Genomic DNA, 19,951 nt, shown 5'->3' on the forward strand with positions numbered 1-19,951 from the left:
CCGCGTCGAGGCTGTCGTCCAGGTCGTCATCATGCTGGCGATCGGCGGCGCGGCGGGGGCGGCCAGCTTCACCCACGTGCACAACGTGGCCGCCGCGCACGGTCAGCCCGGTTGGCTGGCCTGGGCCGACGCGATCGTTCTGGAGCTGATGTCCATCGCCTCCGGCGCCTGGAACTGCGCCGCCGCAAACGCGCCCACACCTCCACCGTGTTCCCCGCCACCGTGCTGGCCTGCGCCGTCACCCTGTCCCTAGCCGCGCAGGTCATCGAGGCCGAACCCTCGGTCATCGGCTGGGTCGCCGCCGCCGTACCCGCGCTCGGGTTCCTTGTCATGGTCAAGATTGCCCTCGGTCGGACGGGCGCCGCCACGCCCGCCGCTGCCCGAACGGCTGCGGACTGGCGGCCGGACGAAGCCGGACGGGCCGCTGCGGACAGCGGACCGGACGAGGCGACGCGGTCCGCTGTCAGGGCGGGGGAGCGGCGGTCCATGACCCGGACCGTCCGCTCACCGGAGGCTCGTCGCCGACATGGTGGACGGGACCGGCAGCGGCGAGCGGACCGGGGACCGTCCGCGCAGCCGTCCGGTGACGTGGCCGAGCTGCTGCCGGCAGCGCGAACTGTTCGGGACCGGCTCGCGGCGGACGGGCAGGCACTGACCCGGGCGGCACTCGCCGAAGCCCTCCGCGCAGCCGGTCACACCGTGTCCAACACCCGAGTATCCGAACTCCTTAAGACCCTCAAGGCCGAGTCGTCGGCACCACCCGAGCTGATCGTGGAACCGGTCATGCCGACCAAACCGACGCCACCGCCTCTGTCACGGAACCGGGGCAGCGGTGACCGAGTAGCCACCCCTGCACCAGTCGATTCCGGCGGGGCTACCCCGCTCCTACCGCACAGCCATCCCTCTCATAACCAGGAGAAGCCTGATCATGAACAGCCCAACCAACCACGCTGACCAGACAACCCGCACCACGACCGACAACACCACCGCGCCCAGCGTCCGGGAGGTGTGGACGATCGAGCGCATCCGTGCCCTCGGCGTCACCACCACCCTCGCCACCACCGCCTCCGTGCTCGGAATCAGCCGATCCCAGGCCTACCGGCTCGCCGCCACCAACCAGTTCCCCATACCGCTGATCCGGGCCGGCAGCCGCATCATCGTCCCGGTAGCCGCCCTGCTCCACCTCCTCCAACCCGACCCCGCCGCAACCGGTGGCGGGCGACTTGAAGCCGACGCGAAGGTGAGCGTGGATGCGATGACCCCGCCACCAGCGGATTCCACGCGGCACCGCTGGCGGCACCACAGAGAGCATCCAGGAGACGATGAGTGAAGGGATCCACCTTCAAACGCTGCGGCTGCCGCGACAGCGTCACGGGCCGGCGACTGGGACGCTCCTGTCCCCAGCTTCGCCGGCCCGGCGGCGGCTGGTCCCGCACCCACGGCCACTGGCACTGGCAGATCGAAATCCCCGCCCGCGCCGACGGCACCCGCCGCCCACTGCGCCACGGCCCCTACGCCACCCAAGCCGACGCGGACGCCGTCCTGGACCGCATCCGGGCCGCGCTCGCCGTCCCCGACCACACCGACCCGCACACCACCGTCAAGACCGGCGACCTGATCGAGGCCGCCGTCAAGACCGGCGCTCCCGTCCCCACCCCGGACCAGATTCGGCGCGCGCTGCACCTGGACATCACCCCCACCGAGCTGCCCACCATGCAGGCGTACCTGACCGACTGGCTCGCCGGACGCAAGAACATCAAGACCGGCACCCTGCGCTCCTACGAAGGCCACATCCGGCTGTACCTCATCCCGCATCTCGGCCACCTGCGCATCGACCGGCTCCGGCCCGGACACATCGACGCCATGTACGACGCCATCGCCGAACGCAACACCACCATCGCCACCCTGCGCGCCAGCCGCGACCCCGCAAAGCGCACCCAGGTCAAGAACCAGCGGATCGTCGGCCCCAGAACCCTGCACGTCATCCACGCCACCCTGCGCAAGGCCCTCAACGACGCGATGCGCCGCCACCGCTACATCGACACCAACCCCGCCCTCATGGTCGAACTACCCACCGCCCGAGCACCCAAGCCCACCGTCTGGACCGACCAACGCATCCGCACCTGGCGCGACACCGGCAAGACCCCCAGCCCCGTCATGATCTGGACACCCGAACACACCGGCAGATTCCTCGACCACACCCACGACGCCGACGACCGGCTCTACGCCCTCTACCACCTCATTACCTTCACCGGCCTACGCCGCGGGGAAGCCTGCGGCCTGCACTGGGACGACCTCGACCTCGACGCCCACACCCTCACCGTCCGCTGGCAACTCGTCCAACACGGCTGGGCCACCGCCATCGACACACCCAAAACCACCGACAGCGAAGCCGCGGTCGCCCTCGACACCGAAACCGTCGCAGTGCTGCGCGCCCACCGCACCCGGCAACACCGCGAACGCCTCGCCGCCGGTCCTGCCTGGACCACCACCGGACTCGTGTTCACCACACCCACTGGCGGGCGGCTCCACCCTGCCGACGTCACCGACCACTTCCACCACCTCGCCACCCAAGCCGGACTACCACCCATCCGACTCCACGACCTCCGCCACGGCGCTGCGACCATGGGACTGGCCGCTGGCGTCCAGATGAAGGTCATCTCCAACCGACTCCGCCACTCCAGCCCACACTTCACCGCCACGTTCTACGGCGCTGTCCTCCCCGAACTCTCACACGCCGCAGCCGAAGCAACCGCCGCCATCGTCCCCCGCCGCGGTAGCACCGCAATGCCGGCGTAGTTCGCAGCTTCGCCTCCATCAGTCGCGCAGGGCCGGCCGACGACGCTGTCGGCCGGCCCTACGCTGTCTTCGTCAGCGCGGCGTCTGCCGGCCCGCTCTGGCTGATCCGGTTCCGCAACGTCTTGTGATGCAGACCAAGTTGTCGTACTGACGGATCATCGACTGGCGTCCAGATCCGGCGGTCGGTCTGGGGCGAGGGCGACCTGCAGGTCGCGAGGTGCGATCCTCTCTGGGAAGCCAACCCCTCGAGCGCTTCGTGACCGTGTGCCTGGTCGACGCCCCTGTCAGCTCAGCAGTGTCCGGGCACGTTGACTCGGCTTGAGGGTCGTGACTTTGAATGGACAGTTCTTGTCCGTCAACAGGGCATATGCGTCGATGGCCCGGGTGGCGGCGTCTTGAGCCTGGTCGGCAGGCTTCACGCCGCGTCCACGGTTGCGGAACAGGGCACCGTAGAAGGCGGAGCTGAACACGCCGCTCTCATGCCAGCCGATGATGGAGGAGGTGCCCACGTAGGTGACCTCGCCCTGGAGGCAGTCTCGTACCGCCTTCTGCCACGCGCCGGTGCCGGTCTTGCAGCCGTCCGCGATGATGGCGCCGGTCGAGATGCCTCTGCCCCTGCCTGCCGCGACTTCCCCGAGCTGCTCGAAGGACACGGCGAACTCGCCGTCCGTGCTGGTGAACGACGGCGTGACGCTGTGGTCGCCGTGGGCCATGACGTGTAGGACGTCGCATGACGAAGTGAACGCGGACAGCACGGTGTCGGGATCACGGGAGCGGACGAAGTCGATGTCCACGATCGGAGCTTCACAGCCGGCGTTGATGTTCTGCAGTGTCGACTGGACGAACGTCATCGCAGCATCGAACGACGAGTCCAGTCCGATGTCGAGCAAGGTCACTCTTCTCGGCCTCATTTGCGACCCTCCCTGGCGCTTGCATGGTCGACATGGCCTGGAAAGGGGTATGCGTGAACGACCGTAGTGACCGGAACCCATGCCGCTTCACCGACTCGTTCAGCCTTCCGATCTCCCATATGACATCGGGCGTGGCCTTCTTCCCAGGCCTCCTACTCGGCTGTCAGCTTCGCTGCACCACTATCAGCTGGTCACGCGCCCGGGTCGCCGCGACGTAGGTCAACGACCGGGCCCGGAGCTCCGCGTCCGCGCGCTCGGCAGGATCCAGCAAGGCAAGGCGTTCCATCTCCGCCGGCGATGGTTTGCCTGCGGCCAGCAGGACCTTGGAGAACTCGGTGCCCTTGGCACGGTGCATCGTGAGTACTGGTACCCGGCCTGCCGGGGGGCGGTCACGGTCCACGGCGCGGGCATCGATGCCGGCATCGGTGAGAACGGTGACGACGCGGTCGCGGTGGTACCGGTCGGGGACCAGGACGGCGACGTTCTCGAGCGGATCTCCGGCGTCGAGCCAGGTGCGCACGTGTCGGACGACCACCGCTGCTTCTTCGGCAAGGGAGTCGACGAGTTCGATGATGGGCATCGGGCCGGTGCGGGCCGATCGGTAGCCGGTGCCTTCCGGCTCGTCCTGCAGGTCGACGTACTGGCCGCCGCCGAGGATCGTCATGGCGTAGTGCAGGTTCTGCGCCGTGGTCCGGTAGTTCAGGGTCAGCCGCTGGGAGCGACCGACGATGGCGACGCCGTACCGCCCGAGCACGACGCGGGTGCCGTAGATGCGCTGGTGGGAGTCCTCGGCGATGAACAGGTCGTCGGCGTGCTCCCCGACGACGGCACGGAGCAGGAGCCAGTGGGTGGGCGAGAGGTCCTGCCCTTCATCGACGAGCACGTGATCGGCGGGACGCGGGTCGGTGACCGTCAGGTGCGCTGCGGCGACTGCGGCGGCCTCAGCGAAGTCAAGGCCGCCGTCGGCCCGACAGCGGGCCCGGTATGCCTCGACGAGTGCCCAGACGGCTCGGCGTTTGGCACGGTCCAGCGCGACGCCTCGACCTGGTCGGCGTACCCGTAGATAGCCGACCTCGTCGTGCACCTTGTTGGGTAGGACGACGTGCGCGTACTCCGAGGCGAGGAACGTCTCGTTGGCCAGCTCGTACGGCAGCATGGTGCCGGTCGATTCGATGACCTCCCGCCAACGATTCGGTGCGGTGCGGGCCAGCGGCGTCGACCGCTCCTCGCCGAGGACCTCCCGCATCGCAGGGGCCAGGCCGCGACCAGCGGTCCGTAGCACTGCGGAGGCGAGCGCGTCCACACCCGTCACGTACACGCCGGGCTGGTCGAGGGCCTTGGCCTGTGGCACACGCGGGTCGAGCTGGCCGAGGCTGTCGCCCAAGGCGTCCGCGAGGTTGGTGGTGAAGGTGGTCAGGATGATCCGGGCGTCGGGATTGCGGCGGGCGAGTGCGCGGGCCCGATGGACGAGCACGACGGTCTTGCCGGTGCCGGCTCCGCCCGAGAGCCGGAACGGGCCACTGTACGAGCGGTCGACGTAGCGACGCTGCTCGGGGTGCAGGAAGATCCGCCAAGCACCGAAGTCGCCGCCTTCGATGACCCGCCGCAGTTCCTCCTGGTCGTCGATGAACGCGTACTGCAGCGCGGCGGCCGGATGTTTGAGTGACTGCAACACGTCGGCATCGTCGTCACCGGACGAGGAGGCCTTCTCCAACTGCATCCGTCGGACGATCGCGTCGATGTCGTCCCCTGCGGCCAGGTCGACCAGGATGGTGCCGATCCAGCCCTCGTGTCGCTGTGCGAGGTCGAGGATGCCGTCCTCGTCGGAGGCGGCCACGGCCTGGGTGACGACGTCTTCAGGGAGGCCGAGCCGCTCGACGAGTTCGCTGCGTTCGTGGCCGAGTTGGGCGAACAGCGGCTTCGTAGGCCTCGTCTTGGTCTCGTCGGGAGGCGAAGTCGGGGCTGGGGAAGGCTCGATCTCTTCGATCTGGGGTAGGCCGTTGATGGGGTTCACCCTCAGTCGCACGCGTCGTGCGATGCCGATGGCGTCGTCGTGTGGCCAGATGCCGTGGATGACGTAGTGGGTTTCACCGTCGCCGTCGAGGCGGAACATGACGGCCCGCCAGAAGTCGTCGACCCGCCCGGTGCGAACCCGTGGGTCGACGCTGTGCTGGATGGGTTCGACGTGCAGGCCCGGGGTGGCGTCGTCGACTCCGAGCTTCTGCAGGAAGGTCATCGCCTTTCCACGGACCGAGCCGTCGATCTTGCTGGCGAGCTTTCCCATGATGATGGTCGGCATCAGTGTCCTTCGTCCGTCTCGACGGCAGCGTGGGCCAGGGCAGCGACGACCTCGGCGGGCGTGGGCGCCACCAACCGCCAGCCGTGGCGGGCCAGGTCGGTGCGGTCCTCCGGCGGCATGTGGGGAAAGACCACGGCGACGCGCAGCGTAGGCCAGCAAATGTCGAGCGGGATGCCGTCCGGGCCCTCCGCTCCGACTGTCGGTGGTGTGACGTCGTGGCTGGCCAGGGAGCTGATCAGTTCCTTCTCGTCCTGCGAGAACGCGGCCTCGTACACGTCGGCCCAGGCACCCACCGGCCGCAGCGGCTCGGCCGTGTCCGGACTGCCGGCGATCGGCTCGACGAGGCTGGTCGTCGTCACGGCGGTCGGCCAGTCTCGTGGACCGAGCGCGTTCGCGAGCCGCAGCCAGGCTCGCCACGATTCGGCATGTCTCTCGTCGAGCATCTCGGACCGATCGTCGAGCACGACTGCGACCTCGACGCCGGTGGTGTGCCTCATCTCGACGACAGCTGCGAGGGAACCGCTGCGATGCAGGTGGACTCTCCGCTCGCCGACGGGCGACTCCTCACCGAGCAGAACCGCCCGGCCCACCTGGGCGAGGGTGACGTCCGAGGCAACCTGGAGCGGTTGCGCCCCGGCGGACAGAAACATCGGCACGGCGCGTGCGGCAGCCCGCGCCGCAGCCGGGTTCGGGTCGAGAACCCAGCCGACCAGCCAGTCGACCATCCCTCGACCCAGTGCCTTGTACGCCTCCGGCGGTGCCTGGAACCCCGGTACGTTCATCAGGTTGCCGGCCAGGGCGGCATTCCACCACTGCGGCGCGGTGTGGGTGCCGGTTTCGGCAGCGGCGATGTCGGCGCTGGTGAGGGCGACCACCACCATGCCCAGGTCACGCAGGTGGGCACGCTTGGCGGCATCGTCCGCGAGTCGGTTCACCGTGGCGGTGGCGTGGTAGGCCCGGCCATCGGTGAAGACCGCGACGTCGGGCACGTTCGTGTCGTTGGCCTTGAGCAGGAAGTCCGGCCGCGAGTTGGCGACGTTCACCTGTGGCGTCAGGGTCCAGTGCCGGGGTGTGCCGGGCAGGGTGAACCGGGCGACGTTGCCGACCGGGGAGGGTGTTTCGGCGACCGCCGCGCCGCTACGGCGCAACCGGCCCAGGAACACCCGGTGGAACGCACGCTCCAGATGGGACTCCGGTTCCTCGTTCGGGGCCACCTTGGTCACCGTCCAGGTCGTGTCCTCGGCTGTGTGCACGTCGGGAGCCAACCCGAGCAGGGTGTGCAGGTGTCGTTCGGCAGAGGCCCGCGAAACCCGGCGGACGACTCCCGGCGGAGGGAACGGTAGCAGGCAGCGATGGCAGGCTAACCGCTCCTCGAGGCGGCACTCGCAGTCCCGCACCCGGTTCCAGGCAAGGACCAGCAGCTTCCTGAAGTCGTCCGGATCGGCGATGCCGGCCAGATACCCTGTGCCGCCCGGAACGGTGTCGTGCAGCAGGATCGCGTCGTGGTTGTCGCTTCCGTCGGACAACGTCGGATCGACGACCTGCTCGACCCGGATGTGGTCGGGGTGACCGCCCATCTGCTCCCGCAGGCCCAGCAGCAGCGCTGCGGACAGACTCGGTACGGCGAAGTCGTCGCCGAGGGTGACCGTATGGGGCAACCGGACCAGCAGACCCTGGGTGCGCAGGGTCCGGGACAGCGCGACGGTGCTGGTCACCTCGCTCACCGAAGTCCGGTGCGGGCACCAGGGGCGGTGCTCGTGCGGCCGGTTGCGGCCGGTGTCGGTGTCGCGTTTCCCGCAGCCGGAGCAGACCCGGAACAACGTTCCCTGCCGTTCGGCCCCGGCGATGGTACGGGTCGGACCGTGCCCGGCCGGGCCGAGATTGAGCCAGCGGATGTCGACCGAGCGAAGGAGGCTGCAACCCAGCCCGATGCCCTCGGCGAACCATCGGTCCGCCACGTCGTCCGGGTTCACGTCGACGGTGGTCACGATCTGGAAGGCGACCCGGCCTCGCTCGTCGCGGCGGTCGGAGATGGCCACCTCGTCACGGCGCAGTTCGGCGGAGACGCGGGTGAGTTCGACCACGTCGAGGCGTTGCCCGGTGTCGTGGATTCCCCGGCTGCCGCAGCGCGGGCAGGTGACCGGGACGACTTCCCTCCCGGTCAGCGCCAGATCGGCGGCGTACCCGCAATCCGGGCAGAACGCCCAGGTGCGGACCGACGCCCCGTCCAGGCCGAGATCGACAGCGTCGATCTCGATCTCCCAGCCACGGGCGTAGAAGGTGGCTCCGGGCGCGAACTCACGCAGGGCGTGTGCAGAGCCCCGCTGGAACTGCGCACTGTCGTAGCGGTACTTGGCGTCGTCCGGGTCGATCCACGACAGCCCGACGTCCAGGGTGACGGTGTCGTCGAGCAGTGTGTAGTTGGGCAGTAGCCCGTACTCCTCCAGGACACCGATCCAGTAGCTGCTACGTAGATGAGCCAGCTGACCACTGGTCATCTGTCGGGTCGCCTGCGCGGACCGCAGTGCCTGCCGGTCGTCCTCGGTCACCGCAGGTGACTGCGCCCGCGCCTCGAGTTCCGGAAGTAGTTCGGTGATCTTCGCTCGGCGCTGTTCGAGCACCGCGACCGTCTGCTGCCAGCGCCCGCTCGCCTCCTGCAGGTGCCGGGCGAATCCGCTGCTGCGTGGGCCGGCCTTCGGCACCAGCCAGTCTCGCAGCCCGTCCACCACCTCGCCGGGTAGGTCGGCCAGCGTCGCGACGAATCGGGCCAGATCCTGCTCCCACGACTGCTCGGCCCGCAGGACCAAGTCACCGAGGAAGGTGCCCGGCGCGCAGGACCCGATGGCCCCGGCCGCCCTGCTCGGATGCCGGCGGCCCTGCTCCCGAGCCGACGCGTCGATTAGGTAGGCCGTGTACTGACGGCGCAGGATCTCCGCGGCGGCCAGGTAGGTCGCCGGTGGTCGCACCTCGCCGTCGATCACCGACAGCGGATCTCCGAGCTTCGGCAGGTGCTCGCCGCGACCGGTGACGAACGACAGGTCGAAAGCGTTTCCGGTGAGACGGCCGGCCCGCCCGACCCGCTGCAGATAGGAAGCCACCGTACGGGGCAGCGAGGCGAGGAACACCGCCGACAGGTCGCCGATGTCGATGCCCATCTCCAGGGTGGGCGTCGCGACCAGCACGTTCGGCGCCTGCGGGCTGGTCGCCGCACCACGGAAGCCGTCCTCGTACGCCAGACGCGTCGCGTCGTCGAGCAAGCTGGTGTGCTCCCGAGCGACGACCCGCCGCATGTCCGGCGAGGCGTAGAGGCGGCGGTAGAAGTTCTCGGCCGGCAGCGGCTGAGACTGCAGGTGTCCACGGCACCGTACGTTTAGGCAAGGTGCCCCGGACAGCTGGACGACGGTGGCGACGCCGCCGGGCATGCTGCCCCGGCAGGTGTCGCAGACCAGAAGGTGCCGCCCGGAGGCCAGGTCGGCCTCGCCCGTCGGGGCCACCACCACCCCGGAGGCGGGCAGGGCGTAGACGGTGGCCCCGGACTGGCTGGTCGTCGTGGTCAGCACACCGTCACGGGCGAGCCGCTCGAACAGCATCCGGGCGAGTCGGCCACCGTCGAGGGGCGAGACGTCGAGCACCCGCGACGTCCAGCGGGCGTACCAAGACTGAAGGGCGGTCACCGGGTCCAGGTGGGAGTAGTTGGTCGGCCCCGGCGAGCCACCCACCTTCGGGTACGCCGGTCGCGGCCGGTCGCGGGGAAACGCCGGCATGCCGTCCCCACGGGGCCGGCCACCCCAGATCGACCAGTCGCGGCCGTCCTCGGCGCGATAACGGTCGAACCACGGATGCTCGATCGCGCCCTGTACCCGCATCCGGTCCAGCACACCGCGCACCCACTGCACCAGGATGTCGTCACCGACGCCGGCCGACCCCAGACGCTCCTGCCAGGCGGTGCCGTCGAGGGCGGCCCGAGCCAGGCCGGCGATGCGCGCCGGAAGACCCGCCTCGACCTCGACCGCCACGGACCCGGTCAGCTCCAGCGTCCGGCCGATACGGGAGTTCAGCCCGAACTCCAGGGAGGCATCCAGGGCCAGCCGCTTGCGTACCCGCGAGTGCACCGACGTCTTGACGGCCCGCTGACGCGGCGCCTGCCAGAACGGCGTGAACGACTCCCGGTCGGCGCAGTCCGGTGCCAGGACCCGGTAGCGCCGGACCGGATCGTCACCCGCCTTCGTCAGCACCTCCTCCACCAACCGGTCGAGCGTCAGCGCCCCCTCCGCGACAGCCTCGTGCAACACCGAACGCATGGTCAGCGTGTGCGAACGGGCCTGCACGAAGCCGGCCCGGTGCGCCGCGTCCTGCACCGAGTCGGTGAAGACCAGCGCCTTCTTCTCCTCGGAGGCCAGCTTCGGCGCACCGAAGAGGGTGGACAGCGACACCGACAGCAGGGTGGCGATGGCGCTGCCCAGGAACCGGATGCCGTCCTCCTGCCCACACGACGGGCACGTGTCCTTGCGGCTGAGCTCGTCGGCGGCGTCCCCGACGTTCGTCAGCACCGGCAGGACCCAACCGTCACGCAGATCCGGATCGTCCACGTCGACCGTGCCCAGCAACTCCCGGCTGCGCACCGCGAACCACACCAGTCCCTCGACCGGCGACTCGTCGTCGGACCGAACGGCGGCCTCGGCCGGCGCGTACAGCAAGGGCCGGAACCGGCCCTCTCGGGCGGCATGCTGCCGACGGATGCCCTCGTCGTCCGGGGCCAGGCTGTCGCCCACCGGGGCGAGCCCGACCCCCCACCCGGACCGCCCGCAGTGCCGGCAGAAGATCGCCGGGAACGACGGGCGAGCCTCCTCGGCCTCGTCGCCCGCAACCACCGGCCCGTCGTCACTCCACCGGAACCGCGCCGTGGCGGCCGCAGCCCGATCGATTCGGGTCAGCTCCCGTACCCACAGGTGCACGTCGACCGAGAGCGCACCACCACCGACGACCTTACGCACGTGCCCGAGCATCGCCAGGACCTGCGACAACGACGCCTCGGCCTGCTCCGGTTCGGCCTGCGGACCGAACACCTGCAGGGCGAGGTCGCTGAGCGCGACGGCCTGACCGGCCGACCGTGCCAGCTCGATCACCAACGGGTGTGCCCGGCACAACGCCGACAACGACTCCGGCGCCGCACCGGCGAGCTCGTCGCTGGTCACCCCGTACAGCAGCCCGAGTACGGCGTACGCGGCTTCCGCGCCGGAGGCGTCCAGGCTCACCTCCGGCAGCGGCCGGATTCCGGCGGCGCGCAACTCGTCGAGGCTCTTCGGTGTGAACCCGGCCGTGGCAACCGCCTCGGCCGCGCCGTCGGTCCAGTCCGTCAGGCCCAGTCGCGTCTCGGTGACCACCGACGTGGAGTCGAAGCGTTCCCCGAAGACGGTGTGGGCGAACTCCCGCATCACCGACGGGTCGCCCTTGTCGCCGAGCGTCGCCGAGGTCGCGACCGGCGTCATCAGGCCCAACGGCCGGGACCGGGCGGCGTCGTCTACGAGTGGATCGTCGTCACGCCAATGGCTCTTGAGCGTCAGTCCCAGCCGGCGCAGGAGCATCGCCACGTCGGTACCCTGCGCCCCGTCGTAGGTGTGGAACTCGTCCAACACCAGGTAGCGAAGGCTCGTCGCCGACTGCAGCCACAACTCCTGGTCCTCGGAGCGCAGCAGCAACTGGTCGAGCATCTTGTAGTTGGTCAACAGCAGGTCCGGAGCGGTGTCCCGGATCGCCACCCGGTCCGTGATCAGCCCATCCGGGGTGACCGTGGTGCGGGTGGCTCCCTCCTGCCCGGTGTAGAGCGCAGCCGTCACACCGGCCAACGCCGAGTGCGTGGTGAGCAGGCGGGTCAGACGCGCCGCCTGGTCGTTGGCGAGCGCGTTCATCGGATACAGGATCAGCGCCTTCGTGCCGGTCACCCCGTCGCGACGGGCCCGGATCACGTGGTCGAGGATCGGATGCAGGAACGCCTCGGTCTTGCCCGAACCCGTACCGGTGGTGACCAAAGTCGGCAGCGGTCGACGCGGCTCGCCGCCGACCGCCGATGCCAGCCGAGCGAACGCCGCCGCCTGGTGGCCGTAAGGCGGGAAACCCTCGTACCACTCCAGGCTGTTTCGCCACCCCTCCTCGGCGGGCCGGAACGGCAGCCGCAGTCGCACGTAGGGGCCCTTGAACATGCCCGTGTCCGGGTCGGAAAGGAACCGATCCAAGCCGTCGCGTGCGTCGCCGTCGGTCAGCCCGAACGTCGTCGTCAGGTAGTCGACCAGACCCTGCCGGACCCGGGCTGCCTGGAAGGTGGGCAGCAACTCGGTCACGAACGCTCCCGCAGCCGCTGCTCGAAGACGGCATACGCCTGCCGCATGTCCGCCTCCCGATCGAGGGTGACGAAGGGCAGTTCGTAGGTGTAGGTGTAGCCGGACTGGTTGGTCGCGGTCCGCTCCTCTGCGGTGATCCGGTCGCCCTTCCTGCGCCACACGGTGAGCACCGAATTAGGCACGAGACGCCCGTTGACGTCGTAGAAGTAGACGCTGCGGTCGTAGCCTCGCAGTACCGCGAACTGGGTCCGGTAGATCGAACAGAGCTCGTCGGCTGTCAATTCGAGCATCAGCGCGACCAGGGCATCGATCTCCACGAGCGCCTGACGCCGGTCGGCGGTGATCCGCAAGGGCGTGTCGGCGGTCCACTCCGGGCTGACCTGCTCCAGCGGCTTCCGCCGCCGATGCTCGAAACCGCCTGCCCAGGAATCCTCGACGAATTCTTCCTCGTAACCCTCTAGCCACAGGTCCACATAAGCGTTCGTCACGCAGTTGAGCCTCAGTGCGCGCAGGATCAGTAGATCACGGAATCGAGTGTCGGTGTCGATCCACGGCAACCTTGTAATGCCGGGACCGCGAATATCGCCCTTCGGGGCAGTGCGCGTCATGAAGTCGCAGATCAAGGAGCCGAGAATGGCCTGGATCAAGCCTGTATTGCCAGCCGACCCGTTTGGATCTCCAGCAGAGAAGACTCCGTCAACGTGAGCGGCTCCAGGCGGGATGATGGCCGGGATTAGGGTGCGCTCGCCTTGGTTTGCGGCCATGCGGCGCCAGGCGATGCGGTAGTGGTCGCGGGCGGGGTCAGGATGGTCCTCGTCACCCCAGTCGGTGTAGGCGCAGTCGTATTCGTACCGGTCGCCGATGGGTTGGTATGCGGTGGCCGGGATCTCGTCGGCCGCCAACTGCTCGAAGTCCGTCGCTGTCCAGTCTTGGTGATGGAGCATTGTCGGGTTCGGGGTCTTGTAGAAGGGCGTTGCTACGAACAGGTGCGGCCCTTGCAGGATAGCGTCATCCCAGGATGCCGGTACGGCCCACTCCGACTCGAAGTAGCCTTTGCGTCGATCGGTTGTCTCATTCCATCCCTGCGAGAATCGGAGCCCCAGTTCGCTCATGCGCTTGGCCTGCGACAGCTTGTCCAGAACGGCAGCTGCGGACTGGTTCACCGCGTACACCATTCGAGTCTGTCGCACTGGGACTTCGTCACTTTCCATGGTGGAATGCCAGGAACGCAGTGTCTCGCCGGTAACGCGGGTGATCCTAGAGCCGTGCGGGCGCACATCCCAGTTTCCGTCGTCGTCCTTGAGGCCGGGCTCCGGCCCGGATCCGTCATGGGCGAGCGAACGCAATGCCGTGTCAGGGTGGTAGAGCCAACTCGCCTGGGTAAAAGTAGGCTCCGACTGCCGCGAGCCGTGGATGGTAACCCCGAAGTGCTTCTGGTGCTGAATTTCAAAGAGTTTCAGTACGTTGACAAGATGCCAGTGGCGACGGAGACGCAGGTACAGCTCGGAACGGAGTTGGCCAGCGTTCTCATCGGTGAAGTGCGAGTTCAAGTGGATCATGCCGATAGTGCCGCGCTCCGATGCGTGCCGCCACATCCCCTCCATGAAGCAGCGATAGAGGTCGGGCCGTAGCCCCGCGAGATGCGGGTACTGCGGCGTTGCGCTGACAGAAGATCCGATGCAGACCATGTCCGCGATGCCGTCGATGACGAAGTCCGTCATGCCGGGCAAGGCAAGCGTGTCGGCGCGCTTCACGGCGACCTGTGCCTGGGTTGGCCTGAGCGCGAGCTGCCACCATGGATCCCCCTCGGCCAGCAGGGCTGCGACATCGACATCCGGTCGCACCCACGGAGGGTTACCAACCTGGAGGTCGAAGCCGCCGCGGGCGAAGACCGTCGCGAAGTCGAGGTTCCAGTGGAAGAAAGCCTGTCGCTGGGCGATCCGTTCGCAGACCATCAGCCAGGGGTGCTTTTGAAGCGCCTCGTCGATGGATTCCGCGCTGGCGAGGCCGAGATCCAGGCGTTCGGCTTCGTCTATTTCGTCCCAGCTTATGCCGACGCCAAACCGCAGCTCAACCGGCTTGCGCTTGTGTACGTCCGGATTACGGCCGAGCAGTGCCTGTAGGCCAGCGATCCATTGGGCGGCCGTCGGCGGCTCGATCACGGTGCCGTTCACGGTGGCGAGCGAGTCGGTGAGGGGCCAGAACCACAGCGCCGTCCAGGCGTCCATCGCTCGGCGTAGCCGGCGGTAGGCGCCATTCTGGTCGGCGAGTGCCGTCTCGATCTGCTCGCGGGTCACTGCACCGCCGGCCGGCAGCTCACCCGCTCCCCACACCGGGATCGACCGGCGGATCTGCTCCTCGGCGATGGTCAGCCGCCGGTACGCGATCTGCCACAGGGTTTCGACCCGGTGCGCGAGTTCGGCGTACGCGTCGACCTGGGTCTTGGTGGGTTTGTTCCGTGTGCCGGTCCGCCATCTCTTCAGGTTCTTTGCGGCATCCGGAGCGAGGGCGGCGGCCTCTTTCGCGTCGGCGGCCGAGCCCCAGCCGTCGGCGGGAAGCAGGAAGTGGTGGATACCGTCGGTGGCGACGCGCCCGGCAGCGATGTCCTCGACCAGGGAGGTCAGCGGCACCTCCTGCGGCACGGCTCCCAGCCAGGACTTGTCGGCGACCTGGCTGCGGCGGTAGACGGCACGGCGAGCCCCGATCAGCGAGTTGCCGCGGCGCAGGTGCAGGCCGAACCACGGTGCAGACAGGCCCTCGACCATGGTGTCCAGCCAGAGCGAGATTTCAGCTAGCTCGACGGCGGTCTCGTTGAGGTCGACGCCGTAGACGTTGTGCAGGGCCAGGTACGCCTTGACCTCCTGCAAGCGCTTCGGGTACTCGTCCGGGTCGATACGCTGGTCGAGTTCCTTCTGCCGGCGCTTGAGGTACTGGTCGGCGAGCTGGCGGACCGCTTCGATGGCGAACGCGCCCGAGCCCAGCGCCGGCTCGCAGATTGTCATGCTCAAGATCTGCTCGGCTGGAGTCTCGTCGGTGAGCAGTTCCTCCAGGGCTTGCCCGACGGTGAAGCGGGTCAGCACCTCGGGGGTGTAGTAGGAGGCCGACTGCTGCCGTTCCCGTCCGGCGAGGCGGAACACGAACGAGCCCTGTTTGTGCACCACCGGGCGGGACTCGCCGGTCACCGGGTCGACGGTTTTCACGAAGTGGACGGCGTCGATGCCGTCGGCTCGGTCGACCGGGACGACCCACGATCCCTTCGAGCCGTCGCCGTTCTTGGCCACCTCGTACAGGTCCGTGTCGGCGAAGAAGCCGGTGTAGGACATCAGGCCCTCGTAGACCGCGCCGAGCTGGTTGATGCCAAGCTCGGTGTACGAGATGAAGCCTCGGTCCTTTCCGCGCTGCTCCTTGCTGAGCAGCAGGTGGGCCAGCACCTGCTGGACGGCGACGTTGCCCAAGCCGACCTCGTCGATGTGGGCGATGGCTTCGGGACGGAACAGGTCGGCGCGCAGCGGGTTGAAGGTCAGGCCCGGGATGCTCGTGGCATCATCGTCGTCGTCGGTGGCAGCTGATGGGTGGCCCTTGTCGACGAGGCGGAACAGGACTCCCAGCGACTCGTAGAGGTGCGTGCCTGTACGGGCCCGGGGGGTGGCCAGTTCGACCTGCACGAGTTCGCGGAGCCGGTCGAGGCTGTAACCCTGGTCGTACTCGGGGGCTCCGACCGGCAGCACGCCCAGCTCGGGGGAGGCTTCGGCGTAGAGCAGGAACAGGATCCGGTAGAGGAACCGCAGCGACTGCCTGGCCAGTGGCTGGGCCTCGGATTTCGGCAGCGGAGGTAGACCTCGGGCGCGCCGGCGGGTGACGACCTCGTTGGCGACGATCTCGATGGAGAGGCGTACGCCCTCGCGTAGGTCCTGGGAGACGCCGACGGTGTGTTTGACCGACGCCTCCAGCACGCCGTGCCACCACAGCTTGCCGTCGGCGTCCGGGGCGATCGACTCGGCGCACAGGCAGGCCAGCGCCCGGTCGACCTCGCCGCCCTTCTTGCTGTCGTTGCGTTCGCAGACCAGTTGGATGTCGACGGCGAGGTAGCGGCCTTCGGCCCAGCGTTCGCGTTCGGCGAGCAGCGCCCACCGACCGGCCAGCACCAGCGCCAGTTCGGGGGCATCGTCGGCGACGAAGAGGGCGGACAGCAGCCGGGCGACGCTCTTGACGTCCTCGCCGTCCTCGGTCAGCCGAGTCGGTTCGTCGAGCGTCACCGCGTCGCGGGCGAGCAGTTCCTCGACGGTGGCCACGGGCAGAGCCGTGAGGACGACCAGGGGCGCGGGTCCGGTCACGCCGACCGAGGAAACCCGGGTGACCGGCCCGGTTTCGACGGTGACGAACCCGGGCGCGTCGAGTCCGAGGACGGTGCGCACCGTCGTGGCGACGCGGGCGGGTGCGCCGTGGGCTGTCCGACTGCCGGTTTGCTCGGTGGCGGCGGCCGGGTCGAGCAGCTCGGACAGGGTTGCCAGGTCGCTTTCCAACTCCTTGCGGGCGGCGAGGAACCGGGATCGTGGTGTCGGGCGCTTCTCCGCGTCCTCGGTGTCCCACGCGGTGCGGCGTTCCAGGACCTTGGCGCGGAACGATTCTCTCGTGGCCTCGGTGGTGAAGTAGTGCTCGGAGATCCAGCCTTCGCCGACGAGGATCGCGTCCGACCCGCTCACTCGTTCTCGCTTTCCGTGTCGGGCACGACCACCAGCAGTGGGCGTACCAGTTGTCGGGACGGTGCCATCGATTCGGCCAATTCGCGTTCCTCGTCGATGCGGGCCCGGCTGGCTTGTACGTCGCTGCGCCGGATCAGGACGTCTGCTCCCTCGTCCCACGCGTCGAGCTTGCGGCGCCAAGTCTCGACCCGTTGCTGGGCGTCGCGGCTGGCCGCCTCGAAGACGTTCTTCTCCAGGTAGGCCGCCGCCTGGTGCACCGCAGGCGCGACCAGAGGTTCGATACTGTCGATCGAGGGCACGGGGCCGGGGTTAGCTCGCGGTGTGGTCCAGCCCAGCTCCTGCAACGCGGTACGGACCGACTCGTGCGGCGTCACCAGGACGAACGACGGGTCCTCCGGGGCAGGGAACTGCGCGGTCAGCCACGCCGTGGAGACCACCTGTCCCCGCTTGTTCGTCAGCGTGCCGAGCAGCAGCACCGTCGGGGTCTCCACGGTGCCGCGCACGGCGAACACCTCGTTGCGGCCGAGGGCGGCCAGGGCCCGGTCGGCGGCCCAGTCGAGGACCGGGTGCAGTGGGCTCAGGTAGTGCGCGTCAGGCCAGGTCGTACCACTGCGGTCGCGAAGGGCTGCGGCGAGTCGTTCCCGGCCTCGGGCCATGGTCGTGGCGAGCACCAGGCGTTCGGTGACCTTGCGGTCGGCGAGATAGCTCTGCGGCAGCACGTCGAGGCGTTGCACCAGGTCGGTCGGGGGGACGAGTTCGGCGGTGCCGAACGCCTCGTCGCGGCGCCAGCCGACACCGCCTCGGGCCGGCGGCGCGGTGGGGTCGACGAACGCCTCCCGCAGGGCCTCCTCCAGGTACGAGATCTCGTCGTCGTAGAGGCCCGAGCCGGCGTCGCCAGCCTCCATAGTAGAGTCAGAGGCCACAGTTTCGCTGGTCGTCTGCCCGGCGGACTCGAAGATCTGGGCGAACAGCGCGGCGAGGTCGTTTCCGGCGGCGACCTCGGCGACCGGTCGGATCACGTCGTCGAGCTGCTTGGTGCGGGCGAGCACGGACCGGATCTCGTTCTCTTCGCCCTTGACGTCGTACTGCCCCATCAGCGAGGCGACGTCACCCAGAGCGGTGTGCGCCTCGTTCTCCTTCTCGATCAGCTTGGCGAGCACGCGGACGTCTCCGGCAAACTTCTCGCTGGCAGGGTCGAGCAGCAGGGCGGTGACGCGAGGCGGGTGCTTCTGGCCATAGCGGTCGATGCGGCCGTTGCGCTGCTCGATGCGGATCAGGCTCCACGGGATGTCGTAGTGGACGAGCTGGTGGCACTGGGCGTGCAGGTTGACTCCCTCGGAGGCGACGTCGCCGGTCACCAGCACGCGTACCGCCGCCTGCTCCTGCTTGAAGCGCTCGACGACGTCCTGCTGCTCGGCGTCGGTGAGACCGCCGTGCATCAGTTCGACGGCGCTCGTCGGTAGGCCGAGGTCCTTCGGAAGGCTGCGGTGCAGCCAGCGCAGCGTCTCCAGACGCTCGGCGAAGACCACTGCCCGGGTGGAGGAGCCGGGGCCGACACCGATCTCCTTCAGGTACGCCACCAGCCGGGTGTACTTGGCCGACGGCTCTCGCATGGTCCGCTCATTGAGCTGTCGCAGGTGGCGCAGGGCCCGCAGTTCGACCTCCGCTCGCTGGAACGGCACCTTCTCGTCCTTGCCGACCCGGTCGATTCGGCCGTCGATCGTCTCCTGAAGTGCGGCTGGTGAGGACAGGAACGCCTTCGCGAGCGTCCAAGGGAATAGCGCCGAGCGCGGCCCCGAGTACGGGCTTCCGCCCTCGCCGGGCCACAGCCAGGTGTGCTCGAGTTCGTCGGCGACCGCGTTCTCGGCCGGGGTAGCCGGCACCAGGACGTTGTTCGGCTCCTGCCGCTCCGCCCAGTCGGCGCCGACGGCGTTTGCGACCTCGGGGCTGTGCCGGTGGCGACGGACGACGAGCCGGCGAACCTCCTCCCGGTCGAGGACCCCGCTCGGTGGCACGGCGGACGGGTCGAGCAGACGCACCAGTTCGGCGAAGGACTCCGCGTTGCCGTTGTGCGGGGTGGCCGAAGCCAGGATCAGGGCTTCGGCGTTGCGGGCGAGTAGACGAGCGAGCCGATTGTTCAGAGTCGCGGCGTTCGACAAGTTGTGCGACTCGTCGATGACCACCGCGTCCCACCGCTGTCTACGCAGGCTGGCCACGTATCGGTCGGACTTGAGCGTGTCGATCGAGATGATCGCCCGGCGGTAGTAGGTGAACGGGTTGCGGGTCGCCGGTAGTTTCTGCCGAACCCGCTGGATGCCTGCGGTGTCGAGTCGTACGAACGGCAGGGCGAACCGGGTCCACAGCTCGTGCTGCATCTGTTCGAGCACGTGGCGTGGGGTCACCACGAGGATGCGGTCGCCGCGGCCGCGGCGTACCAGCTCGGAGAGCATCATGCCGATCTCGAGGGTCTTGCCGAGGCCGACGGCGTCGGCGAGCAGGATCCGGGGCCGTAGGTTCGCCGGGTCCAACGCCTTGCGTACCGCCGACTGCTGGTAGCTCAACGCGTCCGCCAGCCCTCTTGTCGCCGCCGTCAGCGAGCGTTCGCCGAGGGGCACGGCTGTCTTCCGGAGCGTCGATTCCAGCCAGAGGCGCGCGGTGCGGTATCGAGGGCTGGCGTCGGCCACCACCCGGGCCCGAGCGGGGTCCGACACGACCACCCGGTCCAGCCGGGTATAGAACGAGGCGGTGGTGTCGCGGACGAGTTCACCGAGCCCCTGGACGTGGACCAGGGTGCCGTCGGCTGTCTCCTCGGCCGCGCGGACGAGCCATTCCTCGTCGCGGACCACCACGACCGATCCTGGTGCGAACGAACCGTGGACGTCAGGCTTGGTTGCCGGCACA

General features: G+C 68.9%; 7 protein-coding genes and 1 pseudogene. 3 read left to right on the plus strand and 5 right to left on the minus strand.

The genetic code is table 11. From position 1 onward, the window contains the following. Positions 1-31: 31 nt before the first annotated feature. From ACGFIE_RS13565 to ACGFIE_RS13575, 3 genes and pseudogenes are all read left to right on the plus strand, one after another. Positions 32-954 (plus strand): annotated as a pseudogene (locus tag ACGFIE_RS13565) (DUF2637 domain-containing protein). Further along, positions 929-1,330, plus strand: coding sequence for a helix-turn-helix transcriptional regulator (locus ACGFIE_RS13570; RefSeq protein WP_393294247.1), 402 nt, complete (start codon positions 929-931; stop codon positions 1,328-1,330). The pseudogene ACGFIE_RS13565 and the gene ACGFIE_RS13570 overlap by 26 nt, the downstream one beginning before the upstream one ends. Then, entirely contained in the window at positions 1,327-2,799 is a 1,473-nt protein-coding gene (locus tag ACGFIE_RS13575) for a tyrosine-type recombinase/integrase (protein ID WP_393294249.1), read from the plus strand. Before ACGFIE_RS13570 ends, ACGFIE_RS13575 begins: the two co-directional genes overlap by 4 nt. A gap of 284 nt (positions 2,800-3,083) precedes the next feature. Here the strand turns inward: ACGFIE_RS13575 and ACGFIE_RS13580 are convergent, their stop codons facing one another. The 5 genes from ACGFIE_RS13580 to ACGFIE_RS13600 all read right to left on the minus strand — a co-directional run bounded on the left by ACGFIE_RS13580 (position 3,084) and on the right by ACGFIE_RS13600 (position 19,950). Continuing rightward, the gene (locus tag ACGFIE_RS13580; RefSeq protein WP_393294251.1) at positions 3,084-3,695 is read right to left on the minus strand and encodes a hypothetical protein; all 612 of its coding nucleotides are present in this window, start codon (positions 3,693-3,695) and stop codon (positions 3,084-3,086) included. Positions 3,696-3,873: 178 nt separating this feature from the next. Continuing rightward, positions 3,874-6,009 (minus strand): UvrD-helicase domain-containing protein, encoded by a 2,136-nt coding sequence (locus tag ACGFIE_RS13585; protein WP_393294253.1) that lies wholly within the window; start codon positions 6,007-6,009, stop codon positions 3,874-3,876. Beyond that, positions 6,009-12,347, minus strand: a complete 6,339-nt coding sequence (locus tag ACGFIE_RS13590; protein ID WP_393294255.1) for a DEAD/DEAH box helicase — start codon at positions 12,345-12,347, stop codon at positions 6,009-6,011. The genes ACGFIE_RS13585 and ACGFIE_RS13590 overlap by 1 nt, the downstream gene beginning before the upstream one ends. Further along, positions 12,344-17,050, minus strand: coding sequence for an Eco57I restriction-modification methylase domain-containing protein (locus tag ACGFIE_RS13595; RefSeq protein ID WP_393294257.1), 4,707 nt, complete (start codon positions 17,048-17,050; stop codon positions 12,344-12,346). The genes ACGFIE_RS13590 and ACGFIE_RS13595 overlap by 4 nt, the downstream gene beginning before the upstream one ends. Then, a complete protein-coding gene (locus ACGFIE_RS13600; RefSeq protein ID WP_393294259.1) occupies positions 17,047-19,950 on the minus strand; it encodes a helicase-related protein in 2,904 nt (967 codons plus the stop codon). The genes ACGFIE_RS13595 and ACGFIE_RS13600 overlap by 4 nt, the downstream gene beginning before the upstream one ends. Between the last annotated feature and the right edge of the window lies 1 nt (position 19,951).

Source organism: Micromonospora sp. NPDC049275, from assembly GCF_043197115.1.
GTDB lineage: Bacteria > Actinomycetota > Actinomycetes > Mycobacteriales > Micromonosporaceae > Micromonospora.